Raw genomic sequence first — 25,057 nt, forward strand, 5'->3', positions numbered from 1 at the left:
GCTTCACCGCCCTGCTGCGACAGGACGGCGGCGACGGTCTCTCACCTCCGCACGAGTTCACAACGCTTCACGGCGCACTGACACCACCCCCCAGGTCATGCCTTCGACAGGGGGACACAGTCATGCCGGGCCCGGAGGCCAGCGGCCCCATTGCAGGACCGCGAAAAAGATAACGGGGGGCGGACGGGGGCTATGGGGCCCAGGGTTGCTTCCGCTCCGGCGAGGGCTTCCTCGTGGGTTCCTGCTGCGAGGACCCGTACCGGGCAGGCACAGTCCCCTTGCCCGGTTTCATGCCCGGTGGTGGGTTCCTGGAGCCCGCGGACGTGGTTGAAGGCGTCGAGAGGGAAGTCGGCGTGCATGGCGTGCCAGACGCCCATGGTCTCCGCGCCGGTGAGGCCGGCCGCGACTTCCGGGCGCATCGGGGGGAGGACCCGGTCCTCGTGGGTGCGAACGATGAAGACCCGGTCGACGTGGTCGGCGGTGTCGCCTTCCGGCTGTTCACGGTCCAGCCAGGCCAGGGCGTGGCCGCGGGTTCCCGGACCCCAGAGGTATTCGGTCGGGTACTGCGTGGTCTCGAACCGGGCGTCGAAGTCCATCCAGTGCGGGTCCTCGGGGCGCTGGCCGGGCAGGGACGCCGTTCGGACGAGCACATGGCTCCAGCCGTCCCTTCCGTCGTCCTCGCGGAGTGTCTCGCCGGCGGCCAGGGAGGTGCGGCCGGTGTCGTCCCAGGAGATCACGGCGACCTCCCGGCGGACCGGTGCCGGATAGCGCCGGCCCCCTGGTGTCGGTCGGCCCCACAGCTGGTTGGTGAACTCGGCCAGGTCGCGCACTGCCTTCGCGGCCTCGACGGGGGTGAAGACGAGGTGCCCGCCGGCGTGCGCGATCTCGTTCCGGTACGGCACCAGCCCCTTCTCGTACCCGCGTGCCCGCTGGCCCCGCAGAAGCCCGGCGGCGCGCGCCCAGCCCATCAGGCCCTTCAGCATCCCGTTGAACTCGATGAGCTCACCGCCGACCCGCAGCTTCCACCGGGACCTCGTGGCCCCGCGGCCCGTGGGGAGCTGCTTCGGGAGGTCGGGAACGTCGTGCGGTGAGGTCACCGGCAGCGCTCGTGGATCCCGCGACCCGGTGACGTCCTCGAAGGTGACCTCGCCTCCGCACCACAGCGCGAACCGTTCCCGCAGAACTCCTTCGAGCATGAGGACCGCCCCGGTGCTCACCTGGGAGTAAACGCCGTAGTCGAAGACGCCGTGGGCGAAGCGGGACCGCAGGGCGTCGAACGGCTGGCGAACCGCCTGGGGGACCTGGTCGGCCAGGTCGCAGTCGGCGATCTGTTCCTGCTGGAAGCGCGCGGCGTCCTCGGGAACCATCTAGCCGCCCAGCCCATACGGGCTGAACGCGAGCGTCAGACGGTCGGGCTCCCGCAGCTCCCGCAGCGACCGGATCTCCATGGGCACACCCCTTCTTTCTGGGAAACACACCAGAATGCCCCAGAGCCGTGCACGACGCAGGCCCTTTACCGGGACGGCCGTTGCTGCCGAACGCCGGCCTCGCCGTAGGGTGCGGTCACTCGTGTCGTGGCCCGGGGACCGCGGCCGTACGGCCCGGGGCGATGGGCCATACGGACGGCTCTCCCGTGGAGCGCTCCTCCTGGGTGAGGACGCCCAGCTCCTGGCGGTGCTCGAAGGGGAGGAAGTCGAACGCGAGGCGACGGGCGACGTAGTCGGGGACGGAGGACGCCTGCCCGATCTGGGGGTCCTCGGTCATCCCGGCGGGCTCGAACCGGGTCCCCAGCAGGTCGCGCAGCAGATCCGGAAGGGGGACGCCGCACGCCAGCCCCCGGGTCAGCGTGGCGGACAGCACGTCGAGTAGCCCGTACAGGGTGGAGCCCTGCTTGGACACCCGGATCTCCACCCGCAGCGGCGCCCCGTCCGCGGTGTGCGAGACGGTCAGCGTCCCGGCCGCCGGGCCGACCGTGAAGCTCCGCGTCAGCGCGTGGAGCCGCCGCCCGCCGGTGCCGCCGACTCCGGCCGGCTTGTGGCCGCTCCGCCCGGTCACGACGCCTGCCTCGATGGTCATGCGGAAAACCCCTTCCCTCCCGGGCGGCGTGCCGCCGTCTCCGGGCCCTTCATGATGCTCACGGAGGGCACCCCAGTACCGGGGCGCCGCGCAGAGCCGTCCGAACGGCATCGTACTCGAACTAATGTTCCCATCTGGAGGGGTGTCGCCCCCTGGCGGGCGGGTGAAGGCCGTCCCGCTCGCGCCCGTCCGCGCCGGTGCGTACCGGGGCAACGCGCCCACCTTTGCGCCAGTTCGCCCCGGGCGGACAGGAGAGATCCCGCAAGGACTGGAAAAAGCGCCAGGAGCATGTCAACGTAGACGACTTCCGCGGAAACCCGCAGGTCAGGAGGTTTTGCCATGGCCGTTGACATCGTCCGGCCCGGATTTTCCACGACCGTCGAGGCCCTGCGGCTGCGCACCTGGCAGCTCGGCTCCGGCCAGCCGACCGCGGTGCTCGATCAGTTCACCGACGCCGACTTCAAGATGGTCGTCGACGACCGCGCCGACGTCCACATCAGCTCTCGCGACGGGCGTTTCTACCTCGGCTGGTTCCCCCACGGCCGCCCCGGCACCGACGGCGAGGGCTGGGGACTTGCCGTCACCGGCACAGCCGAATTCCCGGCTACCACGCCAGCTTCGACACCGAGACGCCGGCGCACATCGTTGCCGCCGCTGTAGCTGCGGTGATCGCCACGTCCCAGCCGCGCTGACCGGCCGACCGGGCCGTCCGCCCGCGGGCGCCGGGCCTCGTTCTTCTCCGGCCCGTACCCTGCCTCCGCACACCCACCCCTGTATATAGAAGGAGAGCCCTCGGTGAATCCGCATACTCCCGACGCCCCCGAGATGACGGTCGGCGCCCTGATCGACCACCTGTCCACCCTCGACCGGACCGCGCCGGTCCGGCTGGCGTTCAACCCGTTCTTCCCCATGGCCCACCGGGCAGGTGAAGTCGTCGAGGCCCGGGACGAGAACGGGAAGCCCGTGGTGTTCCTCGCAGACTCCGGCGATCAGCTCGGCCCGCTGCCCCCGCAGGTCGCGGTCCGGCTGACCTGGCAGGAGCCCACCGTCGCCCCCGCCCGCCCGCGCCGCAGGACCACCCGCCCCAGCACCGGGCAGTAGAAACCCGCCGATCACCAGGAGGCGCGCCCCTGAACCCGCACCACCCCCTCGACCCCTCTCACCCCGACCCGCCGCGCCCGCCCCAGTTCTGGGTCACCCCTCGTCACCTGGCCGGGGACGACGGAACCCTCGCCGAACAGATCGGCGCCACCCTGACCGGTGCCGGGTGGCGGATGTGGCCCACCAGCCGCTGCACCCTCCTCTACACCAGTCCGGACGATCTGTGCGGTGCCGAATGGGTCCGCGCCTCCTATCCGATCGAGCTCGGCGGGTTGCCGGTGGCCTGGCAGATCACCGCCCGCGCTCACCCGGACAGCGCCCTGCGCGAATGGAACGCGTACATCACCGAGGGCGCCCCTCACGAGGCCGTGGCCGACTTCCTTCTCGCCCTGCACGCCCGCACCGAACCCGCCACCGGCTTCACCGGACCCCAGACCGTCCTCGACGCGCTGCTCGCCCAGGGGTGGCTCCTTGACATCGACCACCCCACGACGACGGCCACCGCCCCGGACCTCGCCGCCACGGTCTCCCTCGAAGTGATCCCCGAGCACGTCTTCGACGCCGACCCCCGCCCCGGCCTCGCCGGCTGGCAGGCATGGGCCGACCCGGCCGTCGGCACCGGACTGCTGTGGTGCGCCACCTTCAGCGCCAGCGTCCCCCACGACCTCGTCGCTGCCTTCGCCTCCTCCCTCGCCTCCCCCGCTCCCGTACGGCGCCACATCCTGCCCGCGAGCGCCCGCCACCGGCTCACCGTCATCCCGTCCGGCTGACCCGGCCCGTCTCCCGGCGACCGTCTCCTGCGCAAGCACGCGGGTCGGCCTGATCTTCGACCGGGAACCGGCTCAGCGAGCACCGCGAGCCCAGCCGCCCTCACCGCCACCAACTCCTCACGGGAATGGTCCCCACGACCTCAAGGGACCGAACGCCGAGGCCGCCGAGAACGGCATCCGGACCGCTCGCCGACCCGGCGCGGATCGTCTTCCCCGAAGCGGAGCCTTCGCGCGAGACGCCCCTGCCCGGCCACTCGACAGCATGTGGAGAGAACATCACCCTGCCCGTCCCAGCACCACCACTGCCGACGTTCTGGCTCGGTGCGCATCGCCCGCACTGGCTCAAGCAGACCGACGTGCCGCTGTTCGTATCGAACCGCCAGCTTGCCCCTGTCCAGACGCTCCCACGAGCCCTCGGCCCGTGGGCACTCGACAGCGGCGGCTTCACCGAGATCACCAAGTACGGCGAATGGCGCACCACCCCCCAGCAGTACGTACGGCAGATCCGCAGGTACCGAGATGAGGTGGGCCAACTGGCCTGGGCGAGTCAGCAGGACCTCATGTGTGAGGACGAGGCGCTGCGTATGACCGGCCTGTCCGTCGACCGGCATCAGGACCTCACCGTCGCCAATTTTCTGACCTTGCGCTGGCTGGCCCCGGAGCTTCCGATCATTCCCGTCGTCCAGGGGTGGCTCCGGCCTCACTACGAGCGCTGCGTCGAGAAGTTCGCGGCTGCCGGAGTCGATCTCACGAAGGAGCCCCTGGTCGGCGTGGGCAGCATATGCCGTCGGCCCAGCACATTCACGGCGGGCTGGATCCTTGAGGACCTGCACGCCATGGGCCTGAAACTGCACGCCTTTGGGTACAAGAAGACGGGTCTCGCCACCTCGTGGCCGTACGTGGGCTCCGCCGACAGCATGGCGTGGTCGAAGGGCGGCCGGTACGAGCGCACCTGCGGCACCCACAACAGCGAGGCCAACTGCTTGACCTACGCCCAGGGCTGGCGCCGGGACCTCCTGGACCATCTTGCCGATGTCCGGGACACTACATCGGCCTCGGTGAACGGCGGCCGGTCACGGCCCACACCGTCCTCTGACGGCGGACCGCGGGTCTGTCAAACGAGCGGTGTAACTCGGGTTGTTGGAGTTACTGACGTGCTGCGGAGAGTCGGCCGTCGAAGGTGATGTCGAAGGCGTTGAGTGCGGTCTTCCAGCGCATGGTCCAGCGGGCCTGGCCCTTGCCGGTGGGGTCCAGCGACGTGATCGCCATGTAGACGCACTTCAACGCGGCCTGCTCGGTGGGGAAGTGTCCGCGGGCCTTGACCGCCCGCCGGATCCTGGTGTTCACCGACTCGATCGCGTTCGTGGTGCAGACGATGCGGCGGATCTCGGTGTCGAAGCGGAGGAACGGGGTGAACTCCTCCCACGCGTTCTCCCAGAGCCGCACGATCGCCGGGTATTTCTTGCCCCAGGCGTCGGCGAACTCGGCGAACCGGTCGAGTGCGGCCTCCTCGGTCGCCGCGGTGTAGACGGGCTTGAGGACACGGGCGATCTTGTCCCAGTCCTGGCGGGCGGCATAGCGGAAGGAGTTCCGCAACAGGTGGACCACGCAGGTCTGGACGGTGGTGCGGGGCCAGACGGCCTCGACCGCGTCGGGCAGGCCCCTGAGCCCGTCGCAGACCAGCATGAGGACGTCGTTGACACCGCGATTCTTGATCTCGGTGAGGATGTGCATCCAGTGCTTGGCGCCCTCGCCGCCGTCGCCGGCCCACAGCCCGAGGATGTCCCGACGGCCCTCGACGGTGACCGCCAGGGCCACGTAAACGGGCCTGTTGGCAACCGCCCCGTCGCGGATCTTCACGTGGATGGCGTCAATGAAGATCACGGGATAGACGGCGTCGAGGGGCCGGTTCTGCCATTCGGCCATGCCGTCGAGGACCTTGTCGGTGATCGTGGAGATCGTCTGGCGGGACACCTCGGCTCCATAGACCTCGGCCAGGTGGGCCTGGACCTCGCCGGTCGTCAGGCCCTTCGCCGCGAGCGAGATGACCATCTCGTCCACGCCGGACAGGCGCTTCTGCCGCTTCTTGACGATCCTCGGCTCGAAGCTGCCTTCCCGGTCGCGGGGCACGGCTATCTCGACCGGGCCGACGTCGGTGAGCACGGTCTTGGCGCGGGTGCCGTTGCGTGAGTTGCCGCCGTTCTTCCCGGCCGGATCATGCTTGTCATAGCCGAGGTGGTCGGTGATCTCACCCTCGAGAGCGGACTCCAGGAGGCGCTTGGTCAACTGCTGCAGCAGCCCGCCCTCGCCGGTCAGCTGAAGGCCCTCGGCCTGAGCCCGGCCCACCAGTTCGTCAATCAGCCGGTCGTCCACAGACTTCGCCGGCACCGCCTCAGACGGCTCGACGGGTTCGACCTCGGTCACGTTGTCGCTGGTCATCGATGCATCTTCCATGATCGGGAGTTACACCGCTCGTTTTACAGTCCCAGCTCACGCTCGACGGGGCGAAGTAGGGCCAGCCTCCGAATTCGCCAACAGCGTCGACTCCAGTCCTGCGGGGGCCGACCCGTTCGTGCTCAGGCCGCCGGAGCGGCTTTCGTGAGTGCCTTCTCGATGTGGGTGTCGACGAGGGCGGGGGAGCCGGAGACCACGACGAGCGCGGTCCCGGTGCGGACCGCGGTCTGCTTGACGATACTGTCGCGACCGCCGGTGGTGAATGTCAGCAGGTGCGACCACTGCTCGTCGCCGAGGGCAGGGGCGGGTACCTTCTGCGTGGCGACCTTCACGGGAGTGCTGCCGACGACGACCTGGTAGACGGGGCAGCCTGTCATGGCGTCGAAAATCCGGCCTGTCCCCGCCGACAGCCGGGCCGTGGTGTCGCTGTAGAGCTCGGTGGACAGCTCCGCGTCACGGCTGCCGGTGTAGGTGAAGACGGCCTTCGCGCGGCGGGGGAAGTCGAGCGAACCGCCAGCCCCGGCCTCACCGCCGAGCTGTTCGAGCGCAGGGCAGCCGATCACCGTCACATCGTCCCTGCCGGAACTCTGCCCGGCGTCCCGCTGCGGTTTCGGGACGTAGCCCTCACCGAGGTCCCCCGCGGTCAGCAGCCGCCCCCGCAACTGGTCCGACGAGAGCACGGTCGTGGGCCCGCTCTCCTCGTTCTTCTTGGGCGCCGTGGCCGCCGGGGAGGGACTGCTTCCGGTGGTCGAGGACGTGTTCGTCGAGCAGGCCGACAGGGCGAGCAGGGAAAGAGCGGTCACGGTGAGGACGGCGGAGGTGGAGCGGCGGGGCATGAGTCTCCCAGAGGTGGTACGGCAGGGCTCGGTGTCGACGTGCGGGGCGCGGAGCGAGGCGAGAAGGCGCAGAGCCTGGAGATCAGTGGCCGAGGAAACGGATCCCGTCCTGGTAGCTGGCGTGCTCCTCGGTCATGGGGCCGCTGTTGCGGTTGAACCACGCGGTATCCAGCCCCGTCTCGCGGGTCTCGTGCCCGGCGCGGCACCGCAGCCACACCCGGCCCTGGGCGTGGAGGACGATCCAGTCGCGGTAGCTCTCGCACCCGGAGCAGGTGACGATCTCGCCGTCCACGACCAGAGGCCCGGGCCAGGCCATCATCAGCCCGGCCATCTCCCGCTGCGACGGTGCGACGAAATCCGGCGGCAGGAAGTCGTCCACCACCACGGCGGGTTCCGCGACGGCCGGCTCGGGAACCGCGGCCGTCGCGGCTGCCCGCTCCCGCTCCTCCTCCTGGTCGAACTCCTCCAGAGGGGTCGGGATGCTCTGGAAGTACTCCCACATCTCCCGCCCGGCCCCCTGCAGTTCCCGCCGCTCCCGCGCCTCGCGCCTGCGCCTCAACACCCGTTCCCCTTCCTCAGCCCCTCGTGGACACCAAGAGCGTGCCCCGTGCATGTGTCCTGCTTCAACTCTGAAATCCTTGTACTCATCTCGCCTTCCGCCGTTGGGCAGAGCGCTTGGCGGGCATGTTGACCGGGCTCCGCGACGGCGTGCTCCTGGCGGCTGCCAGGGGAAGCACCGTGGCGTCGGCGGGGAGGCCGGCCATACGGCGCAGCCGCCACACCAGCACATCGGTGACCGAGTCGGCCGTCTCCAGCTCCCGGCGCCTGGTGGCTTCGGCGAGAAGACGGGCGGGGTCGTGGCCGGCGGCCTCGGCGTCGGCGAGAGTCGCGGCCAGCGCGGGCCAGCCCGCCTCGCCGAGAACCCGCACGGCCAGCTCCTGCGGCAGCGCGGACCGCACGACCGCGGCCTGCTGCCGCTGAACCGGCAGCGCAAGCCGACGGCCCCGTTCGTGGAGCACACCCAGCGGGCAGTCGGCGGCCTGGCGGTAGGCAGCGCGCAGGTGCCCAGCGGCCTCGCGGGCGGCGGCAGCCTGCTGCTCGTGCCCCCTCCGGGCATGCCAGTGAGCGGCGGCGGTCACCAGGAAGACGATCATGTCGATCACCATGGCCGTAGTCGCCCCGTCCTCACCCCGCCCCAGCGCCCGCCCGCCGTAGGCGAGCTCCCGGGCAGCCCGCCGCAGCGCCCGGTCATGCCCAGCGGCGGCCCGGACATGGGAGCGGGTCGCCCGCTCGAACGCGAAAGCCGCGTCTCGAAGCCGGCGGCGGGTATGCGCGGCGCTCGTCTTGGCCAGCGCGTCGAGGACTTCCCCGGCGGCGGCCAACTGCGCCGCCACCGCATGGTCGTCGCCCTGGTCCACGACCAGGACCGCCTGCCACACCGCCGACGCCGCCCGGCGCCGGGCCACCGCCGGACCAGAGGCCACCGGCTGGATCTCCACCGATGGCTGCTCCTCCGCGCTCTCCACCGTCGGCTCGACCGGCGCGGTCCAGCGTTCGCGGATCCGGGGGAGGCTGAGGTCGGGGGCCAGCTTGGACCCCGAGTAGAAGACCGGTTCACCCTTCCCGTTGCGGTCGTCGGGCAGGGCGACGGTGTAGCCGAGGAGATCCCCCGACGGCGCGACCCGGCGCCGTACGAGGAGCCCCGAGGCGGCGAGCCGGTCGAAGAACTCCTTCTCGTCCTGGGTGCCGGCCACGGCCCGGCGGACCGTCTCCCGCAGCTCCTCCCGCGGCGTGCGCTCCCTCTTCTCCCTGGTGGCTTTATGCCGTTCGGCGCTGGTCGGCCGTCTGGCCGCGGTTCCGTCACCGGCATTGAGGCGGCGGAGCCCGTATTCGGCTTCGAGGAGACGGGCTTCGGTTTGGGCGCGGGCGGCGTCGTTGTTGAGCCGGGGGGTGCGTCCGTCCTCGCGGGCCAGGGTGGCGATGATGTGGATGTGGTCGTCGGCGTGCCGGACGGCCGCCCAGCGGCAACCGGCCGTGTCGCCTTCAGGGGCGATGCCGGTTGCCGCGACCATCCGGCGGGCGATCTCGCCCCACTGCTCGTCTGTCAGGACCGGGTCCTCGGGCGCGGCCCGGACCGACAGGTGCCAGACGTGTGGCCTCCCGCGCCGGCCGGCTGCCTCGACGGGCTGGTCGAGGAGCTGCTGGAGATCGGCGTACGAGGCGCTGGGGTCGCGGCCGGGGTCGGGGGCGAGGCTGTCCCAGGCCGCAACCAGGTGCGGGTCGACGTGCTCCTCGTGCGTGCCGGGGCCGTACAGGTAGTACAAGAGGCCGATCGTGCGCGTCCCGCGTTTGTGGACCCGGGGGATCATGCCGGGCCCGCTTGCCGTACGCGCTGCTGAGTGAACTCCTCGACCCGCCGGGCCGCCCGGCGGACGGCCTGGAGCACTGCTTCGGTCTGAGGGGCGTCGGCTCCGGAGTTGAGGGTCTTGGCGACCTGGTTCAGGTTGTTGCCGATGTGGCCGAGGTGACGGCGCAGCGCGAAAAGCTCGGTGAGCATCTCGCGTTCTTCAGCGACCTCGGCGGCGCTGCGGGACAGGTCCCGCGCGGCTGCGAGAGCGGCATGGGCGAGGAAGCCGGACGGCGTCATGGAACACGCTTCAGCGGCGGCGAGCAGACGCTTCTTCTCGTCGTCGTTGAAACGGCTGGTGATCAGGTGTACGCGCTTGTCGGAAGGGCGCTTGCGCGCACGATTGCGTCGTGGAGCGGGCGGAGCGCTGTGCGTGCAGTACGGGGCGGGACACGGCTCAGGCATCTCCTCCCTCGGATGCGGTCCGCCCTCGGCCGCATCCGTCCGGACCTGCGCCCCCCGGCGCGGGTCCGGCCCTGTCCCTCCCGGGGCGGGGTACCCATAAGTAGTACTCCCGACGGGAGTACTACTTATGGGATAACTTGCTGTGCGACGTGAGGCCGCATTTTCAGAAGTGAGGTGGTTCTCGTGGAGAGGTTCTGACAAAGGATTTTCCTCCGAATCAGTGTCTGGATTCGTCCCCGCGCTCACATGCGTCGCCGGTGACGGCGGGGTGTGAAGCTGAGCGTTCACGCCCAAGGGCTCCTCGGCCATCGAGAGCCACAGGCAAGGGGAAGGCTGGACGGGCGAACGCGTGTGAACTCCTGGTTGATGCCTCGTGATATCGACCCCTGGGATGGCTGGTTCTCGCAGGGGAGTGGCCCGGTGCTGCAAGGCACCAGCGGCTTCCGGTGCAAGCAACACCGGAAGTAGGACACCGCTGGCCACGGGGTATAGGGAGCGCCCACCCCAGCCGCACCTTCGAGATGCGGAACACGGAAACCCTGTCGGGGTCCGGAATCGTCCGGTAAGCCGACCGTAAGGGAGGTCCAACTCCCCGGCAGGAACAGGATGGTCCAAGAAGCGAACGCCGGTTGGCCGAAAGGCTAGGGGAAACCGGGTGGCGGCCCTCTCCGCCTGCTGCCTGCCATAACCCGCCGGATACGGGCCCTGGGGGCCCGGCCCGAAAGGGCGCCCACGTGGACCAGGTGAGCCTTTGAAGACCAATGCAAAGGCGTCGGAACCAAGGGACAAGTTGGATGCCGGAGGCGCGTATGAGTAGCACAGTGGCGTGGACCGCCCGCACGCCCGAGGTGAACGGACCCGAGGGCTCTTCGCCCACACAAGCCTGGCACAGCGTCGACTGGGCCGGGTGTGAGCGGAATGTACGGCGGCTGAGGCAGCGGATCTTCAAGGCGTCGCGAGACGGGGACCTCAAGAAGGTCCGGAACTTGCAAAAGCTCATGCTGCGAAGCCGCAGTAACACGCTGGTCAGCGTGCGGCGGGTGACGCAGCAGAGCAGTGGTCGCAAGACCGCTGGCATCGACGGAGAGCGCGCCCTGACTCCGGCGGCGCGCGCCAAACTGGCGGCACACAGCCACCGGTCGGGCACTCCGTGGAAGGTCCAGCCGGTCAAGCGCGTGTACATCCCCAAGGCGAACGGGAAGCAGCGCCCGCTCGGCATCCCGGTCATCCGTGACCGGGTGCTCCAGGCCCGCGTGAAGAACGCGCTGGAGCCCGAGTGGGAGGCCCGGTTCGAGGCGAGATCCTATGGTTTCCGCCCCGGACGCGGGTGCCAGGACGCGATCTGTGCCATCCGGGCCTCTGCGCGAGGCCCGAAGGCGAAGCGCCGTTGGGCGCTGGACGCGGACCTGGAAGGGGCCTTCGACCGCATCAGTCACGACCACCTGTTGGCCGTGATCGGGCAGTTTCCCGCCAGGAACCTGCTTCGGGCCTGGCTGCGGGCCGGCGTGATGGAAAACGGCCGTTGGTCGCCGACCGAGGAGGGAACTCCTCAGGGCGGCGTCGTCAGCCCTTTGCTGCTGAACATCGCTTTGCACGGGATGGAAGAGGCCGCGGGATTCCGCTACGAGAACCACAAGGGGCGCGAGTCCCATACGGCTCCCGGAGCGCCCGTCTTGGTCCGTTATGCCGACGACTTCGTGGTGCTGTGCCACAACGAGGAGGAGGCGTATCGGGTCAAGGAGGATTTGATGGCCTGGCTTGCTCCCAGGGGTCTGCGCTTCAACGAGGCCAAGACTCATGTGGTCCACCTCGACGAGGGGTTCGACTTCCTGGGATTTACCGTGAAACGGCACGGTGACAAGCTGGTCATCGGGCCGAGCAAGGCGGCATGCAACAAGCTCCGGAAACGGCTGAGAACGGACGCACGCGCCCTGCGGGGCGGTCCGGCCAAGGCTGTTATCCGCACGTTCAACCCGGTGGTTAAGGGCTGGAGTGCGTATTACCGGGGTGTGGCGTCCTTTCGAGCGTTCTGCTCGATGGACTTCTACATGTTCACGCTGCTCTACAAGTGGGCGAAACATAGCCACTCGAATCGTTCGGGGCTGTGGATCAAGCGTCACTACTTCGGCCGGTTCAACAAGTCCAGGCGAGATAACTGGGTGTTCGGCGACCATGCCGGTGGCGCCTATCTCCAGAAGTTCGCCTGGACCACCTATACCCGTCACATCCCGGTGAAGGGTGCGTCGTCTCCGGACGATCCGGCCCTGACGGGCTACTGGCGGGCGCGTCGCCGCATCAAGGCGCCGCCGCCGATGGGGAAGACGAGTCTTCTCCTGGCAGCGCGACAGAAGGGCGTGTGTCCCCTCTGCCGTGAGGCGCTGATCGAAGGAGCCGAATACGAGCCGGACAATGTGCGCGAGTGGATTGCCTGGTTCTCGGCGTCGAGGAAGCTGCTGCACAAGCACCACCTCGTTTACCGGAGAGATGGCGGTACAGACGCACGAGCCAACCTCCGCCTTGTGCACGCCGATTGCCATCGTCAGCATCATGCGAACGACGTAAATCGGACCGTAAGTTCGTGTCCCGCGAAGCCCAAGTGGCTTGCTTGAGCCGGATGCGGTGAGAGTCGCACGTCCGGTTCTGAGGGGGCCGGGGCACAGTGATGTGCCCCGGCTACCCGACCGTCCTGAGGTCGAGTCGGTGTTCGGGGAACCCTCGTGGGAAGTGGCCGTGTTCGGGGGCGTCATCGGATGCGGACCTGCCCGGTGTGCAGCTGGTGGATGCGGGCCGCGAGTCCGGGCATCGCGTCGGGGCCGTCGAAGAGGCGGACGGGGGCGGTGGTCGTGCGTGGCACGAAGCCACTGCCAGCTCGAGCCAAGGACGGGGCGGCGTCTAGGCGTTGCCGGCGGGGCATCTGGTCCGCTCTCGCGGCGGCTTCGGCTTCCGGTGTCGCCCAAGGAGGCGGGATGGGGGAGTGCATGAAAGGGCCTTTCGGGGTGGTGGCCCTGCCGCTGGCGGGCCACCAGGTGGGGACCGGGGGAGGTGGTTGGTTCAGCCGCAGAGACGGCAGTTGTAGAAGTGCCTGGACAGGGCGCGGGCCATGTTCTGCTTCGCGGTGTGTGCGTGCTTCGTACTGGCCCGCGCGGAGGGCTGGCCGCGATGACGTTCGGAGTGGTTGCTCAGGTAGGTCACGTCGCGCTGGTAGTCGGCCTGGATGCGGGCGAACTTCTCGCAGGTCTTCACCGGGAGGAACTCCGTGTCGTGGTCGGGGTGGTGTCCTGAGTACGCAGGCGCTGCAGGACGGGGGTCAGGGCGTCATTGCGGACGGCGATCTGCTGGTCGCGCATGATCTGCCGGAGCTGGACCCGGGTCAGTGATTCATTGCCGTCACGGCTGAGGGCGCCGGGGACGTGGGGGAGGACCAGGGCGACGATCTCGTCCTGCGACAAGCCGGTCCGTTTGCTGCCGGGACCGGTCCCGGACCGGGGACCGTCCATGCCCGCTGCAGGGAGTGCCCGGTTTTCGTCTCGGGCCGTCCGGGACCGGACCGGTCCTGGGGGCCGGGGACCGGCTCTCCCGGGATCGGGGACCGGCTTGTCCTGGCGCCGGTCCCCGGGCTTCCTGCCGGGGAATCGCTCCGCGTGATCGCGTTCCGTCCCGGAAGGCGGCGGGGACGCGTTCCAGGTGGCAGCCCCCTGGAGGTCGGGCTTGGCGGCGGCCTCTGAATGGTCACCGCCGGGTTCGGAGACGGTCCCGGACCGGTCCGGGACCGCCGGGCTCCTTGTCCCGGTCCCGCTGGCCACGGTCCCGGCCGTTGCCTTCGGCTCGCTCCCCTGCGTGCCGTGGTCCGGGACCAGGGCCTGAGGCTGTGTTGCCGTGGTCCCCGTCCGGTCCCTGGGTTCCGGTCCGGGACCGTCCCTGCCCGCCTTCCGCTCCGTGCGGTCCCCGTCGTCCTGTGTTCCGGTCCCCGGTGGGGTGCGGTCCTGGTCCGGGACGGGGCCCGGCTTGACCGCGTCGGGGACCAGCACCGGGACCGGGTCCGGGTCCGGGACGATACCGGGGTGGTGGCGGGTGATGAGGATGTAGAGATGGGTCGCCCCCGCCAGGGCGAGCGGAGCCAGCGTGGACAGGATGGCGACGACGGTGTCGCCCAGCTGCAGGCCCTCCCGGGGGAGGGTCTGCTGGTTGAGCCGGACGGCGTGCACAGCGTTGGCCCAGATGCTGGCGACGGTGGCGCTGCCGAACAGCAGCCAGACGTAGGCGCGGGCCCGCAGGGGTGCGGTCCGCAGAACGAGCAGGGCGCGGACCCCGTAGGCGATGAACCCGTCGATCACGAGAGGGAAGAGGTAGGTGAGGAAGCCGCGGACGTGGATGGCGACGGCCATCTGCTGAAGAGCGTCGTAGGAGAGGGCGCATCCGGCTGCGCCCAGGGAGACGATGGCGGCGCGGTCCCAGGTACCGACAGGGCCTACCGGCAGGGGTGGAGCTGTGCTGCTGTGGGTCATGCTGCCTTTCCGAGTGCGGTGACCAGCTCCTGGGTGTGGATGTGCCGGGGGACCGGCACCGGAGTGGCGGACGCTGCCTCGTCGTTGCCGGTGCCGTCGTCCGGGGAGTCCGGAGCGTTGTCGGTCCCCTTGCTTGGCCCGGTGTCCTCGCTGGAGTCCTGCGTGGTCTCCTCGGTGGGGCAGGTGGCCCAGTACCGGTCCCGGGCGGCGACATCCTGGGCGGCTTCCCGCATCAGGTCCCGTGCGTAGTCGAGGTCGAGCTGCAGGGCGTAAGCGAGCCGCTTCGCGGTCCAGCCGCGGACGTAGGCGTGGCGGGTGAGCGCCTTCCGTTCGGCTTCGGACAGGGCGATGTCGCGGCCGAGGAAGGCGGCGCGGACGCGGGTGTAGTCGAGGCGGTGGCGGACATGGTCCTGCCAGGGGCGGCGCTCGGCCTCGGTGAGCCCGCCCCAGATGCCTTCCTTGATCCCGCGGCCGATGGCGTGGTCGAAGCAGGCTTTGCGCACCGGGCATCCGCCGCAGAGGGACTTCGCCTCGGCGACAGCGCGGTGGTCGCGGGGCAGGGGGAAGAACAGCCTGTCCGCGCGCTCGGGTTCGAGGCCGTGGCAGGCGCCGCGGGTGTGCCAGCTGTGATCGGCGATCCCCCGCAGCGACAGGGTCTGGTCTGCGGACTGGGTGGTGATGTGGCGCAAGGCGAAGCCCTCCAGGGCGTTTCCGCCGCCCGGACGATGGCACGGGCACGGCGGTGAAGGCGAGGTCGGTGGGAGCTGAACCCGGCGGTGGTGGCCGGTGCCGCGGGGATCCAGACGGGGCAGGTCAGCGCAGGTAGCGGCGGTCCGGACCGGTGATCTCGACAGCGGTGCACATCCCGGACAGGCGGGACAGGACACGGTCGCCGACCGCAGCCCGCAGGAGCTGCTGCGCGGCAACCCCAGGGGCCGGGACCGGGTACAGGTTGGTGGTGACGATGGTCGGGAGGTGGTTCTCCCCGCGCCACGCCAGCAGCCGGAAGGTCACTTCCTCGTTCCACGCGGTGGTCTTGGCTGCGCCGAGGTCGTCCAGGACCAGCAGTGGAATCCGCATCGCGTGCCGCAGTACCGCCTCGGTGTCGCTGTTCTGGCTGCGCATCTGGCCGTAGAGGTCGGCTGCCTTCACCGCGTGCCAGCGCACTGCGCACCCGGCGGCCGTCAGGGACCGGATCGCACCGAACGCCTGCCGCGTCTTGCCGGTGCCGGTCGGGCCCCACAGCAGCAGCGACGGTCCGGTGCGGATCTCCCGCCGCCCCGCCCGCCCGTACTGGGCATGACGATCTGCGGCGTACGGCGCGGTGGCCGACTCCGCGAGTGCGCGCACCCAGGCGGCGACCACCGGATCGTCGGCGTGCGCGTCCAGGTAGTCGGCGGGGATCCGGGACTGGGCCGCCTCCAGCGCCGGTGACCGCTCCGATGCCGCATCCTGGGCAAGCGGGGTACTGCTGGTGATCCCGCGGGCGGCGAGCTGTGCCTCCAGCCGCTGCCGCAGTCGGTCGGAGACGGCGGGCTGCGGATCGGAGGGGCGCGAGAGGGTGCGGTTCACAGCGGCCTCCCGAACGTCGCGGGCGGGGGAGTGGGGTTGAAGTACGGCGTGAAGGTACTGGAGGTGCTGGCCCACGGGCCCCCGCCGGAGGCGCCCGCGACCCCCGCGCCGACAAGTGCCGGCGCGTTGACGACCTCGTTCACCAGACTCGGCAGCACACTCGGGTGCAGGCACCTTGCCCGCAGCCGGTCCATCGCGGTGCGGATGTGCTCCGGCTCGAAACCTTCGTCCAGCAGCCCTTTGATCCTCCGGCCGAGCTGGCCGAGGACATCGCCTGGCGGGCGGTGCGGGAATCCCTTGGCGTACTCGGCCACCAGATCCTTCGCCGAGACCTGCCCCGGAGCCGGTGCGGGCGCGGCGCGCCCCGTAAGGAAAGATCCAGGATCCAAGATCCTGGATCCAGGCAGTGAGCCCTCACTGAATCCCCCCTCAGGTCGGTCCTGGCCTGCGCGTGTATCCGCTTCAGCGGACTGTGGGCGGGGATCCTGCCGTATCACGGTCCTGGATGCCGCCGCACTGACGGCGACTGTCTTCGCAGGGGCCAGGGTGGTGCCGGCGGGGGCGTCCGACGGCCCGGAGCGGCGGGGGTCCGTTGCGGAGGCCGGACCCGTCGGCGAGGCGGCAGCGGTGGGACAGACGCGCTCGGCGCACCGGCCGCAGGCCCGGTGACCGGCGTGACCGGGACAGCGGGGCAGCCGCGAGGCGGAGGGACGGTTGATCTTCTGGTGGCGCTCCCAGGTCACGATGTGGAGATAGGTGCGGCCGTCGCAGCCGGTGTAGCGGCAGATCAGCCCGGCCGTGGCGAGTTCGTCCAGGTCCCGGGCCACGTGCGCCGGTGTGTGCTCCGGGCGCAACGCCCATATGCGACCCGCGATGATCGCCGGATGGTCGCGATGGCGGCCCTCGTCGTCGGCCTGGGTGAGAAGGCCGATGAAGGTCAGGGTGGCGGTGAGAGACACCGACGCGACATCCTCGGACTCCCACATTTCCGGTTTGATGGTGCGGATCCGGGCCATCAGGCGGCACCCCCGGCGGGGGTCGTCGCAGGGCGGGCTGCCGCGCTGGCCGGGGGCGCCGACCTTCCGCGCAGGGCAGGAGGCATGCAACACTCTCCTCTGAGGTATTGCCACACCGGGTGTTCCTGAGGAAGGGGCCGGTGGGCAGTGGGCGTCTCGGGCCCTTGCCGGGGCACGAGACGCGATTCAGATCGGTCGGCGTCTGAGGGGTGCGAACTCTCAGGCGCCACCGTCGTTTTGACTTGGGGCACTCCTTGAAGGGGCGCGTTCGGCGCCGGTGGCCTCCTCACGCCGCGGTCGGTGCGTCCGGCGGTCCCGGGCGCGGGACCAGCAAGTTAGGCACACCCCCTGGGCACAAGTCCATACATAGCTCTAGTCCGCCGTACAGCTCTGAAACCCTTGAAACCGGCGAGAAGGGGGCGGAGTCGACGTTTCGTCGCCGCGGGCTGGCGGTGGGGGCTTCATCGGCGCTTCTTTCCCTGTGGGCCGGACGGTTCTCCCGGTCCGGCCTTGATACGGTCTGGGATGGACGTGCCATGGTGCTGCCAGTGCGACGGACGCGATTTCCGCACCACAGCGCAAGGTCACGCCAGGAAAGGTATCTTCTTGGAGTGACCTGATCAAGTGGTTGCGGTCTGTACTGGTCCGCGCACCCCGGGAGAACCGATATGCCCGTCCGTCTCTTCGATGCCCGCGCCTTTCGCGCCGAGCGTCGGGCAGCTGACCTGACCCAGCGTCAGGTAGCGGAGGCGGCCGGTGTGCAGGAGGCTGCTGTGGCCCGCTGGGAGAGCGCGACGACACAGCCCCTCCCGGAGATGCTGCCGACGCTCGCGCGGGTCCTCGGCAAGCCGATTGATGCGCTCTTCCCCCGGCAGGGGCCGCCGGATCTGGCCGATCTGCGGGCGGACGCCGGCTACTCGCAGAAGGACACCGCCGCGCTCACCGGCACCACGACGGCCAGCTCGCTCCGGAAGGCGGAGCACGGGGTACGGCGCCTGACTGCCGAGGCCGTGTCCCTCCTCGCCGCCGGGTACGGGGTGAGCGAGGAGGCTCTGCAGGCTGCCCAGGAACGCACCTTCGGGGTCGAGGCTTCCGAACCGGAGCCCGGTCTGCCGTCCACGCTGGCCGAGAAGATCGCGTTCATGCTGGAACAGACGTATCCGGACCAGAATGCTCCATCGGACGCGGACATCGCTTCCGGAATCAACCGGCATGCTGGGGCAACCGTGTTCACGGCGAGGGACGTTCGCGACCTGCGTACGGGAACACCCGTCGAGGCGCCACCGATTGTCCTCGACGGGCTGGCCGCGTTCTTCGGGGTGAAACCCCTGTACTTCCAGTCCGAGGACGCGGTCACCCGCCAAGTCGCGGAAGGGCTCAAACTGCTGGCCTCGAAACGCCGCGGTGACGTCGGACAGGTCGCCGCCCGGGGAATGGGCGCGGAGGGACTCTCGGCCGATCTCCTCGCCATCGTCAACAGCGTCGTTGAGGACCTCGCCCGTCGCCCCCGCCAGGACGGCAGCTCCCCGCAGTAGGTCCGCTCCCTGCGGAGGGAGCCCGATTTACCTTGGTGGGGGTGCCGCGCGCATGGAGCTTCGCGGCACCCCACAAGGCGGGGCGGGGTCTGCTGTCAGCCGTGGTCCGCGGCCAGCCGGGTTCCGCGGGCGATGACGGCGGTAACCGCCTTGAGGCGGGCCAGGTCCTGCAAGGGGTCGCCGTCGACGACCAGGAGGTCGGCACCGTAGCCGGGGGCGATTCGCCCGGCCGAGTCGCCGAGACCGAGGGCCTCGGCGGCCGTCTCGGTGGCCATCTCCAGGACGCGTCCGCGATCCAGTCCAATGTGCTCGTAGAAGGCGAGGCTGTCGGCGAGGCCGGTGAAGCCTGTCCTCTGCACGCCGGCGTCGGTACCGGCGATCAGCTTGACCCCGGCATCAGCCATCTGCCGGACGATCGCGAACATCTGCTCCGCCCGTTCGGCCCCGAAGATCTTCGGAAGCATGGGCCAGTGCTGGCTGATCGTCGGGCAGACGTGGATTCCCTGGGCGATGATCTCCTCGAGGACGTCCTTGCGCAGGTCGAAGCCGTCGGCGGTCATCCAGGTGCAGTGCTCCAGGGTGTCGACCCCGGCCCGTACCGCGGCGGCGATGCCGTCCGCGCCGTGGGCATGGGCGGCCACCGGCAGTCCCACACCATGGGCCTCGGCCACGAGGACGGCGAGGTCCTCGTGGCCGAACTGGGTTTCCCAGCTGGGCGCTCCGTCCTTCGTCAGACCGCCGCCAGTCTCCATGACCTTGATGACTCCGGCTCCGGCAGCGACGTTCCGCTTGACCAGGTCCCGGATCTCCTCGGCACCGGAGACCTCTCCGCCCAGGAAGTGGCAGTGCCCTCCCGGAGGGGTCACCGGAACCGCCGCGGACACGATCCGCGGCCCGGCCGTGGTGCCGGAGCGGATCTCACGGTCCAGCCGCAGCGCCAGACCGTTCCGGTCGCCCAGGTCGCGGACCGTTGTCACGCCGCTCGCGAGAAGCTGTGCGGCCCGTTCCTGCATCGCGGCGAACAGGACGGAGTCGTCGCTGGCTGTGAGCGCGGCGACCGGATCCGGGCTGCCGTCGAACGCGAGGTGCACATGGGCGTCGATCAGCCCCGGCACGATGGTGCCTTCCGGGAAATCGAGATGCGGTGTTCCGGCGGGTACCCGCGGCGCGACCTCGGCGCGCGATCCGACCGCGGTGATCGTCTCCCCGTCGGTGAGGACCGCGCCGTCACGGACGTACGAGCCGGGTGCGGTGAGGACGCGTGCGGCGGTGATCAGCATGTGGGGGTGCTCCTTCGGTTTCTCTTCGGTTCAGGCGGACACACGGAGTGCGTCGGCCAGTTTGACCAGCTGCCGCGCATCGGCCTCGCGGCCGTCGGCGTCGGGTGCAGCAAGGGGAAAGGCTGTTCCCGCGGCCCGTGCCCCGGTGCCCGCCTTCGCCGTGGCAGCGCGCAGCCTGCGGGCCAGCTCCGGAGGATCGAGCGCCAGGAGGTCATCTCCGGAGGACGCGTACAGGTGCGGGCTGATACGCAGGAGGCCGTCGCGGATCTCGACGATTCGCCGGTGATAGCGACGGTGTACGCCGCGGGCCCGCAGACGGCCGGCCCAGGTCGGCTGCGGTTGCAGGACCGTGTCCGGGTAGGTCTCCGAGAGCAGGCGCCACAGCGGTTCGAGCCGGCGATGGGTGCGGCGACGGCTCAGCCACAGACGACTGGCGGAGTAACGCGACCACGCACCCAGATACGTGATCCCCAGGACAAAAGCCATGATGGACACGACCAGCAGCGCCTCGACGGCGTTCAGCAGACCCTCGGGGATGGCACCCCCTGCCCAGCGGGTGACGACGAAAACCGCGCGGACCGCGCAAGCGACCGCCATCCCCGACATGCCCCAAGCGGCGATCCAAAGCCCCGTCGAATGGGGCCGGCGAGATGCCCGGGCGTAGTGACGGGTCCACATCCCTGCGGCCGCCAGAGCGTACGTCATGTACAGCCCGGCCACGAGGTAAAAGCCCGCGACCTGGGAGACGGTCATGTCGGCGGTCGAGAAGGAACCCGCCAGCTCCTCCTCTGGCACGGCGACCGCACACAGCGTGATGACTACGGCAACGGCGAAGACCAGACCGGCTTCTCGGCGCGCCCGGCGCTGCCCCGCCGACTCGTCCGCAGCGGAGTACAGGAAGAACGCCATGAGGAAGTACAACGTGGCCAGCAGCAACAGGTTCTGGACCAGCTTGGCCGCGCCGTGGAAGGCGACCATGTCGAAATCTTCGGCACTCTGCGGCATCGTCAGCGGATACGAAGCAGCAGCACTCAGCAGACACAGGGCAAGAGAGCGGAGTGGGGCGTTGCGGGGATCCCGCACGAGCTGGGCCAGCTTCCACAGCACCGCGGCGAAGAGGCCCGAAAGGAAAACAATTCTCAGGACCATCCTCGGCGACCTCCCAGAGCGCTCTGGACACGTCGAAGAGACGGCTCCTCAGCAACAGGAAGTGGAACGCGTTCAAGCGCAGAATCCCATTCCATCAGGATCGTCGCCGCCAACTCCACCATGCACTCCTCGTCATCCCCGAAAGCACACCGGTGCATGACGCGCCGCACCGCCTCCGGCTCCAGACCGATCAAGGCCGCACAGTCCTCAGCTGAGCCAGGATCCCGACGTGGGGAATTTCGCTGCTCCCAGTCGGACATGATGATGTGCCCGATCTCGTGCAACACAATATGGTCCTTATGAAGCCGGGTTGTCCGATCCTGGTAGAGGATCACGTCCACGTCCGCTGTCTCCACCCACAGGCCCGACGGCCCCGAAGCGGGGAGCGCACGGGCCTCAAGCTGAATGGGACGTCCCCGCTGGTTGGCCAACGCCCGGCACAGCTCCTCAACGCTGAGCGGAGGCTGGATGCCGAGATCCTGCAATTCCCGTCGCAGCGCGCGCTGAAGATCACGCTCGACTCCCCTCCGTACACGCACCTTCGGCAGTAGGTGCTTTCGCCACCACATCCGCTTTCCTCTGAATCGATTACGCGAATGGAATTCTTCTGAGCCTGATTTTGGAGTCCTAGCCAAGAGCTGTCGGAGGGACGACAGCGCCGGACGGTACCGGATGGCGCCAGAACCAAATGGCAAATATTCTTGAATGGATACTACGAGCCAGGCCGGTGGGCAAAGAACTGGCAATCTTGAATCCTTGAAACGCCCCCGGTCGCACAATCTGGCCCATTACTTGCTGAATGCATCGAACCTAGAATCCTGTTGATCATCCGTCAACCGGGGCATGTCTCAAAAGTGCCGGTCGCGGGGGAGGGTGGCTTGGGGTGGTTGCTGTGGCTGCGCCTTCGCGGTCGGCCTGGTCGCAGCCTCCGCCTCAGCTGATGGTCCGTCAGTGCGACTGACTTTTGTTCAGCCTGCCGTGTCAGGTGCGAACCGGTTCCGCACGGTCAGAGTCCAGGGGCGCGTGGCGAGAAGGGTCGCTTCCGGTAGGTGCCGCTCGCGGCTGCGCCTACCTTGTCCCTGCCGCGTTTGGCAGCCCCGCTATTCGGGGCTGCCAAACGCGGCGACGCGAGCCTCTGCGCAGATCGTCAACCTCGAAATCAAGAAGTGTCGTTGGCGCGCGACGAAGAGGGCGACTGCGGCGGTGAGACCGAGCCTTGAAAGCCGTGCCCTCCTCGGGGACGCCCACACCTGCATGGCGGATCTTCCCACCCACCAGGGGCCTGACCTGCGGCGGGCGCTGCAAGAGAAGAGCTGCCGTTTTCAGTCTGCCAATTCAGAGTGGGGGCGAATGCCAAGGATGGGTGGTGCTCGGCGCGGAGTGCCGTCGCGGGTACCGCTGCTCGGCCAGGATGCTCATCGAACGGACGGGTCTGGGTGACACGCATCCGATGCTCGCTGGGGTTCACCACTCCGTTTCACGCCAGGCAGGGTGAAGCCACGAGTACCCCAGGCTGAATTCGGAGACCCCATCTGGCGCCGGGCGTGACCTGGGGCGTTCACTGCAGCCCCGGCCATCGGGCGAACGCTGAGGGCCACCACGGTACACCTGCAAGACCGCAGCCATCTGGGCTGCTCTCTCTCAGCAGGCGAGGTAGGGAAGTTGCTCACGAAAGTGCGACTGCCCGACCGGAGGATGGCCGGTTTCGCACCCATCGTGGACGCAGGTCTTGATTGCGACCTGGGATATGGTGCACCGGTTCAGCCTGATACCTGGGGTTTGCTCCAGTGACGGGGCAGTACCTGCATAGATGCAAAGGCACTGGCCGACTTGTACGCCGATAGATGCTCGTGCCCTGGGAGTCCGGCCGTTCCGGTGCGGGAAGGGAAGGCCGGGGCGGTTGCGTGGCGATCAAGATGACGGCGAGCACAGCAGGGCGAAGCAGGGGAACCGGGCGCGGGCCTGGTGAGCCGAAATCGTTGTTGCGGTCCCTGCTGCCCACCGGTCACGTGCTTTCCGTCCCGTCGATCCGGGGGCGCGGCGCAAGGCCAGTGAGCCCAGCTCCTTCGCAGTGCTTGCGGATCTGGCCTGAGTGTCTCGGTCAGGGAGCGGGACATCTGCAGGTTCGGGAACCGTTCTCGGACATCCGGTTCGTGCGCCGATGACCTGGCCGAGAGGAGGCTGGGCGCTTCGCCGTATATCTGCTGCATCGTTGAGGAGCCGTTGCAGCGGAACGCGGTACTGCTTGTCGGGCAGGGAGTTCGCAGTGATGAGGGCGACCTGCCACGTCGGGAGGCCCGCGGTCAGCGGAGTGTTCTCCCATCCGCCGTTGGGCATCAGGTCGAGCAGGTCGCTGCAGGCCAGAGTGGAGCTCGCCAGCCGACCGCATGAGCTGTGAGATGTACTCCGTACCGTCACACGGTTCGATATCGTGGTGTCGGTGCGGATGATGGATGCCGAATTCAGTTCCACCACTTTCGTGGTCCTCGACGTCGAGCTGCACAGTCAGCTTGGCGGACTGGTCCCGACAGCGGTTGCGGCCCTCGCGCTCAGCGGCAAGGACTGGCGGCCGCTGTGGCGGGTTCACCGGGACATCCAGGAAGAACGAACGCTGTTTTCGGAAGAGCCGCGCCTGCCCCGGTTGCCTCATGACCTGCCTGGGGGATCCGCAGGGCTCGCCCTGCGGGAGGTCGAGCGGCATCTGACGGCGCAGCCGCACCGGATCGTTGCCGCTCTGGGCTTCATCGAGGCCGCACTGCTGCATAATGAGCGAGCCGCCTGCCCGCGTCTTGCCTCCCTCACTCTGTGGGACGCGGTCGCCCTGGCGCGGAGGGTGTGTCCGGGCGTCGAAGGAGGGCTCGAGCCGCTCGGGCAGAACCTGGGCGTGCACCTGCGCCCGGGCCGGCGCCCGGCGACTCAGGAGGCATGGGTTGTGACCCAGGTGTTTCAGCGTGCGGTCGAACGTGGTGCGATCGAGAGCCGCTGGTCGACGCTTGCCCAGCTGGAGGACATCGCCGGAACGGCACCGAAACCGGTCGAGGAGAAGTACCTTCCCCCCTCGGCTGTTCAGGGTTCGTTGTTCGACTGACGACTCGTGGCCTTGGCCGGGACCACGAGTCACACGCGTCGTGCGATGACGACACACCGTGTGCTGTCCTCAGAGATGGGGCTGCCGTCATAGCCGCCGAACTGCCCCTGCACCGCGAAGCCGGCCTCGACCAGCATCGCCCCCAGTTCCTCAGGTGTGTAGAGGCGAGACGAACTGCGGAGCGGATCAACGCGGCCGTCCTCGTAGCGGGTGGACATGTGGCTGTTGAGTCGGGCGGTCGCTGGATCCCAGGTGGTACGTACGATGGTCGTCGCCGCCGGGCCTTCGAGGACCCGGGTGCCCACTTTGGTGGTGGCGCTGTGGGGCGGGAAATGGTCCATTCCCAAGAAGGCACCGGGACGTAGAACTCGGGCGATTTCCTCGAAAACGCCGAGGTCTTCCCTGGTGGTGTCGAGGAACCCGAAGCTTCGCAGCATCAGGGCGGCATCGACGGATGCGTTTTCGAAAGGCAGCGCGCGGATGTCGGCGCGTAGGAAGCGCGGGCGCTGGCCACCGGCGGCATCCGACGAGATCGCGTGCGCAAGCATGTCGGCGGACAGATCCACCCCGACAGCGCGCGGGAAGCCGCGCTGGGTGAGCTCGTGCGTGTGGCGACCGAAGGCGCAACACAGATCGAGAATCGTCTGGTTGGGCTCAAGACTCAGGTAGCGGATGTAGAAGTCGACGGTGCGGCGCGTCTTGGTGCGGTTGTGGTGGCTGTACCGCTGGAGGGGGTTGCGGCCACGGTAGTTCGTGATCCACCACGGTTCTTGATCAGTATCGGCATTGCGGGGCATGTCACTCCGAAGGACGGCCGGGCCAGGGGGGGCGGATGAGCTGCCGCTCCGTGCCCCGGCGGGGGA

At 69.2% G+C, this 25,057-nt stretch carries 21 protein-coding genes and 1 pseudogene; 7 read left to right on the top strand and 15 right to left on the bottom strand.

From position 1 onward, the window contains the following. Nucleotides 1–95: 95 nt before the first annotated feature. Nucleotides 96–1,367 carry a hypothetical protein gene (locus tag ACIBCM_RS23155; RefSeq protein WP_399246098.1) on the bottom strand — a complete coding sequence of 424 codons (1,272 nt, stop codon included), beginning with the start codon at nt 1,365–1,367 and terminating at the stop codon, nt 96–98. 196 nt (nt 1,368–1,563) lie between these two features. Next, nucleotides 1,564–2,076, bottom strand: coding sequence for a ribonucleoside-diphosphate reductase (locus tag ACIBCM_RS23160; protein WP_399246100.1), 513 nt, complete (start codon nt 2,074–2,076; stop codon nt 1,564–1,566). A gap of 339 nt (nt 2,077–2,415) precedes the next feature. Here ACIBCM_RS23160 and ACIBCM_RS23165 point away from each other — a divergent pair. From ACIBCM_RS23165 to ACIBCM_RS23180, 4 genes and pseudogenes are all read left to right on the top strand, one after another. Next, nucleotides 2,416–2,768: pseudogene (locus ACIBCM_RS23165) on the top strand (DUF317 domain-containing protein). 133 nt (nt 2,769–2,901) lie between these two features. After that, on the top strand, nt 2,902–3,177 hold the full coding sequence (locus ACIBCM_RS23170) for a hypothetical protein (RefSeq protein WP_399246404.1): 276 nt from the start codon (nt 2,902–2,904) through the stop codon (nt 3,175–3,177). Between the two features lie 29 nt (nt 3,178–3,206). Beyond that, nucleotides 3,207–3,947, top strand: a complete 741-nt coding sequence (locus tag ACIBCM_RS23175) for a DUF317 domain-containing protein (RefSeq protein ID WP_399246406.1) — start codon at nt 3,207–3,209, stop codon at nt 3,945–3,947. A gap of 356 nt (nt 3,948–4,303) precedes the next feature. Then, nucleotides 4,304–5,131: a hypothetical protein gene (locus ACIBCM_RS23180; RefSeq protein WP_399246102.1), complete on the top strand. Its 828-nt coding sequence runs from the start codon at nt 4,304–4,306 to the stop codon at nt 5,129–5,131. Here the strand turns inward: ACIBCM_RS23180 and ACIBCM_RS23185 are convergent. The 5 genes from ACIBCM_RS23185 to ACIBCM_RS23205 form a co-directional block, all read right to left on the bottom strand. Next, nucleotides 5,094–6,386 carry an IS256 family transposase gene (locus ACIBCM_RS23185; protein ID WP_399246104.1) on the bottom strand — a complete coding sequence of 431 codons (1,293 nt, stop codon included), beginning with the start codon at nt 6,384–6,386 and terminating at the stop codon, nt 5,094–5,096. The two genes, ACIBCM_RS23180 and ACIBCM_RS23185, sit on opposite strands and share 38 nt — an antisense overlap. Nucleotides 6,387–6,523: 137 nt before the next feature. Then, the gene (locus ACIBCM_RS23190) at nt 6,524–7,237 is read right to left on the bottom strand and encodes a hypothetical protein (protein ID WP_399246106.1); all 714 of its coding nucleotides are present in this window, start codon (nt 7,235–7,237) and stop codon (nt 6,524–6,526) included. A gap of 82 nt (nt 7,238–7,319) precedes the next feature. After that, nucleotides 7,320–7,796, bottom strand: coding sequence for a hypothetical protein (locus ACIBCM_RS23195; RefSeq protein WP_399246107.1), 477 nt, complete (start codon nt 7,794–7,796; stop codon nt 7,320–7,322). An 85-nt stretch (nt 7,797–7,881) separates the two neighbouring features. Next, entirely contained in the window at nt 7,882–9,606 is a 1,725-nt protein-coding gene (locus ACIBCM_RS23200; protein ID WP_399246109.1) for a relaxase/mobilization nuclease domain-containing protein, read from the bottom strand. Further along, complete coding sequence (locus tag ACIBCM_RS23205) at nt 9,603–10,049, bottom strand: plasmid mobilization protein (protein ID WP_399246111.1); 447 nt, start codon at nt 10,047–10,049, stop codon at nt 9,603–9,605. The genes ACIBCM_RS23200 and ACIBCM_RS23205 overlap by 4 nt, the downstream gene beginning before the upstream one ends. 809 nt (nt 10,050–10,858) lie before the next feature. On the opposite strand from ACIBCM_RS23205, the gene ltrA reads away from it, so the two are divergent. Next, entirely contained in the window at nt 10,859–12,658 is a 1,800-nt protein-coding gene (gene ltrA, locus ACIBCM_RS23210) for a group II intron reverse transcriptase/maturase (protein WP_399246113.1), read from the top strand. A gap of 442 nt (nt 12,659–13,100) precedes the next feature. Here ltrA and ACIBCM_RS23215 read toward each other — a convergent pair whose 3' ends face one another. The 5 genes from ACIBCM_RS23215 to ACIBCM_RS23235 all read right to left on the bottom strand — a co-directional run bounded on the left by ACIBCM_RS23215 (nt 13,101) and on the right by ACIBCM_RS23235 (nt 17,142). Then, the gene (locus ACIBCM_RS23215; protein ID WP_399246115.1) at nt 13,101–13,292 is read right to left on the bottom strand and encodes a hypothetical protein; all 192 of its coding nucleotides are present in this window, start codon (nt 13,290–13,292) and stop codon (nt 13,101–13,103) included. After that, nucleotides 13,289–14,554 (bottom strand): DUF2637 domain-containing protein, encoded by a 1,266-nt coding sequence (locus tag ACIBCM_RS23220; RefSeq protein ID WP_399246117.1) that lies wholly within the window; start codon nt 14,552–14,554, stop codon nt 13,289–13,291. The genes ACIBCM_RS23215 and ACIBCM_RS23220 overlap by 4 nt, the downstream gene beginning before the upstream one ends. Beyond that, a complete protein-coding gene (locus tag ACIBCM_RS23225; RefSeq protein WP_399246119.1) occupies nt 14,551–15,243 on the bottom strand; it encodes a WhiB family transcriptional regulator in 693 nt (230 codons plus the stop codon). The genes ACIBCM_RS23220 and ACIBCM_RS23225 overlap by 4 nt, the downstream gene beginning before the upstream one ends. Before the next feature lie 124 nt (nt 15,244–15,367). Continuing rightward, on the bottom strand, nt 15,368–16,126 hold the full coding sequence (locus ACIBCM_RS23230) for an ATP-binding protein (RefSeq protein ID WP_399246121.1): 759 nt from the start codon (nt 16,124–16,126) through the stop codon (nt 15,368–15,370). Further along, nucleotides 16,123–17,142, bottom strand: coding sequence for a hypothetical protein (locus ACIBCM_RS23235; RefSeq protein ID WP_399246123.1), 1,020 nt, complete (start codon nt 17,140–17,142; stop codon nt 16,123–16,125). Before ACIBCM_RS23235 ends, ACIBCM_RS23230 begins: the two co-directional genes overlap by 4 nt. Before the next feature lie 668 nt (nt 17,143–17,810). On the opposite strand from ACIBCM_RS23235, the gene ACIBCM_RS23240 reads away from it, so the two are divergent. After that, nucleotides 17,811–18,677, top strand: a complete 867-nt coding sequence (locus ACIBCM_RS23240; RefSeq protein ID WP_399246125.1) for a helix-turn-helix transcriptional regulator — start codon at nt 17,811–17,813, stop codon at nt 18,675–18,677. Between the two features lie 95 nt (nt 18,678–18,772). Here the strand turns inward: ACIBCM_RS23240 and ACIBCM_RS23245 are convergent, their stop codons facing one another. Together ACIBCM_RS23245 and ACIBCM_RS23250 are read right to left on the bottom strand one after the other, a co-directional pair. Then, nucleotides 18,773–19,957, bottom strand: coding sequence for an amidohydrolase family protein (locus tag ACIBCM_RS23245; RefSeq protein ID WP_399246127.1), 1,185 nt, complete (start codon nt 19,955–19,957; stop codon nt 18,773–18,775). A gap of 30 nt (nt 19,958–19,987) precedes the next feature. Next, nucleotides 19,988–21,106 carry an MAB_1171c family putative transporter gene (locus ACIBCM_RS23250; RefSeq protein ID WP_399246129.1) on the bottom strand — a complete coding sequence of 373 codons (1,119 nt, stop codon included), beginning with the start codon at nt 21,104–21,106 and terminating at the stop codon, nt 19,988–19,990. Between the two features lie 2,440 nt (nt 21,107–23,546). Here ACIBCM_RS23250 and ACIBCM_RS23255 point away from each other — a divergent pair. Next, complete coding sequence (locus ACIBCM_RS23255) at nt 23,547–24,194, top strand: hypothetical protein (protein WP_399246131.1); 648 nt, start codon at nt 23,547–23,549, stop codon at nt 24,192–24,194. Nucleotides 24,195–24,223: 29 nt separating this feature from the next. On the opposite strand, the gene ACIBCM_RS23260 is transcribed toward ACIBCM_RS23255, so the two are convergent. Continuing rightward, a complete protein-coding gene (locus ACIBCM_RS23260; protein ID WP_399246133.1) occupies nt 24,224–24,991 on the bottom strand; it encodes a class I SAM-dependent methyltransferase in 768 nt (255 codons plus the stop codon). Nucleotides 24,992–25,057 lie beyond the last annotated feature (66 nt).

Origin of the sequence: Streptomyces sp. NPDC051018, from assembly GCF_044456085.1 — a bacterium.
In the GTDB taxonomy this organism is placed as follows: domain Bacteria; phylum Actinomycetota; class Actinomycetes; order Streptomycetales; family Streptomycetaceae; genus Streptomyces.

Excerpts from the sequence above, each read along its gene's own strand:
- ACIBCM_RS23155 (WP_399246098.1), bottom strand. The coding sequence starts at position 1,367 with ATGGTTCCCGAGGACGCCGCGCGCTTCCAGCAGGAACAGATCGCCGAC.
- ACIBCM_RS23160 (WP_399246100.1), bottom strand. The coding sequence starts at position 2,076 with ATGACCATCGAGGCAGGCGTCGTGACCGGGCGGAGCGGCCACAAGCCG.
- ACIBCM_RS23170 (WP_399246404.1), top strand. The coding sequence starts at position 2,902 with ATGACGGTCGGCGCCCTGATCGACCACCTGTCCACCCTCGACCGGACC.
- ACIBCM_RS23185 (WP_399246104.1), bottom strand. The coding sequence starts at position 6,386 with ATGACCAGCGACAACGTGACCGAGGTCGAACCCGTCGAGCCGTCTGAG.
- ACIBCM_RS23190 (WP_399246106.1), bottom strand. The coding sequence starts at position 7,237 with ATGCCCCGCCGCTCCACCTCCGCCGTCCTCACCGTGACCGCTCTTTCC.
- ACIBCM_RS23200 (WP_399246109.1), bottom strand. The coding sequence starts at position 9,606 with ATGATCCCCCGGGTCCACAAACGCGGGACGCGCACGATCGGCCTCTTG.
- ACIBCM_RS23205 (WP_399246111.1), bottom strand. The coding sequence starts at position 10,049 with ATGCCTGAGCCGTGTCCCGCCCCGTACTGCACGCACAGCGCTCCGCCC.
- ltrA (WP_399246113.1), top strand. The coding sequence starts at position 10,859 with ATGAGTAGCACAGTGGCGTGGACCGCCCGCACGCCCGAGGTGAACGGA.
- ACIBCM_RS23220 (WP_399246117.1), bottom strand. The coding sequence starts at position 14,554 with ATGACCCACAGCAGCACAGCTCCACCCCTGCCGGTAGGCCCTGTCGGT.
- ACIBCM_RS23235 (WP_399246123.1), bottom strand. The coding sequence starts at position 17,142 with ATGGCCCGGATCCGCACCATCAAACCGGAAATGTGGGAGTCCGAGGAT.
- ACIBCM_RS23240 (WP_399246125.1), top strand. The coding sequence starts at position 17,811 with ATGCCCGTCCGTCTCTTCGATGCCCGCGCCTTTCGCGCCGAGCGTCGG.
- ACIBCM_RS23245 (WP_399246127.1), bottom strand. The coding sequence starts at position 19,957 with ATGCTGATCACCGCCGCACGCGTCCTCACCGCACCCGGCTCGTACGTC.
- ACIBCM_RS23250 (WP_399246129.1), bottom strand. The coding sequence starts at position 21,106 with ATGGTCCTGAGAATTGTTTTCCTTTCGGGCCTCTTCGCCGCGGTGCTG.
- ACIBCM_RS23260 (WP_399246133.1), bottom strand. The coding sequence starts at position 24,991 with ATGCCCCGCAATGCCGATACTGATCAAGAACCGTGGTGGATCACGAAC.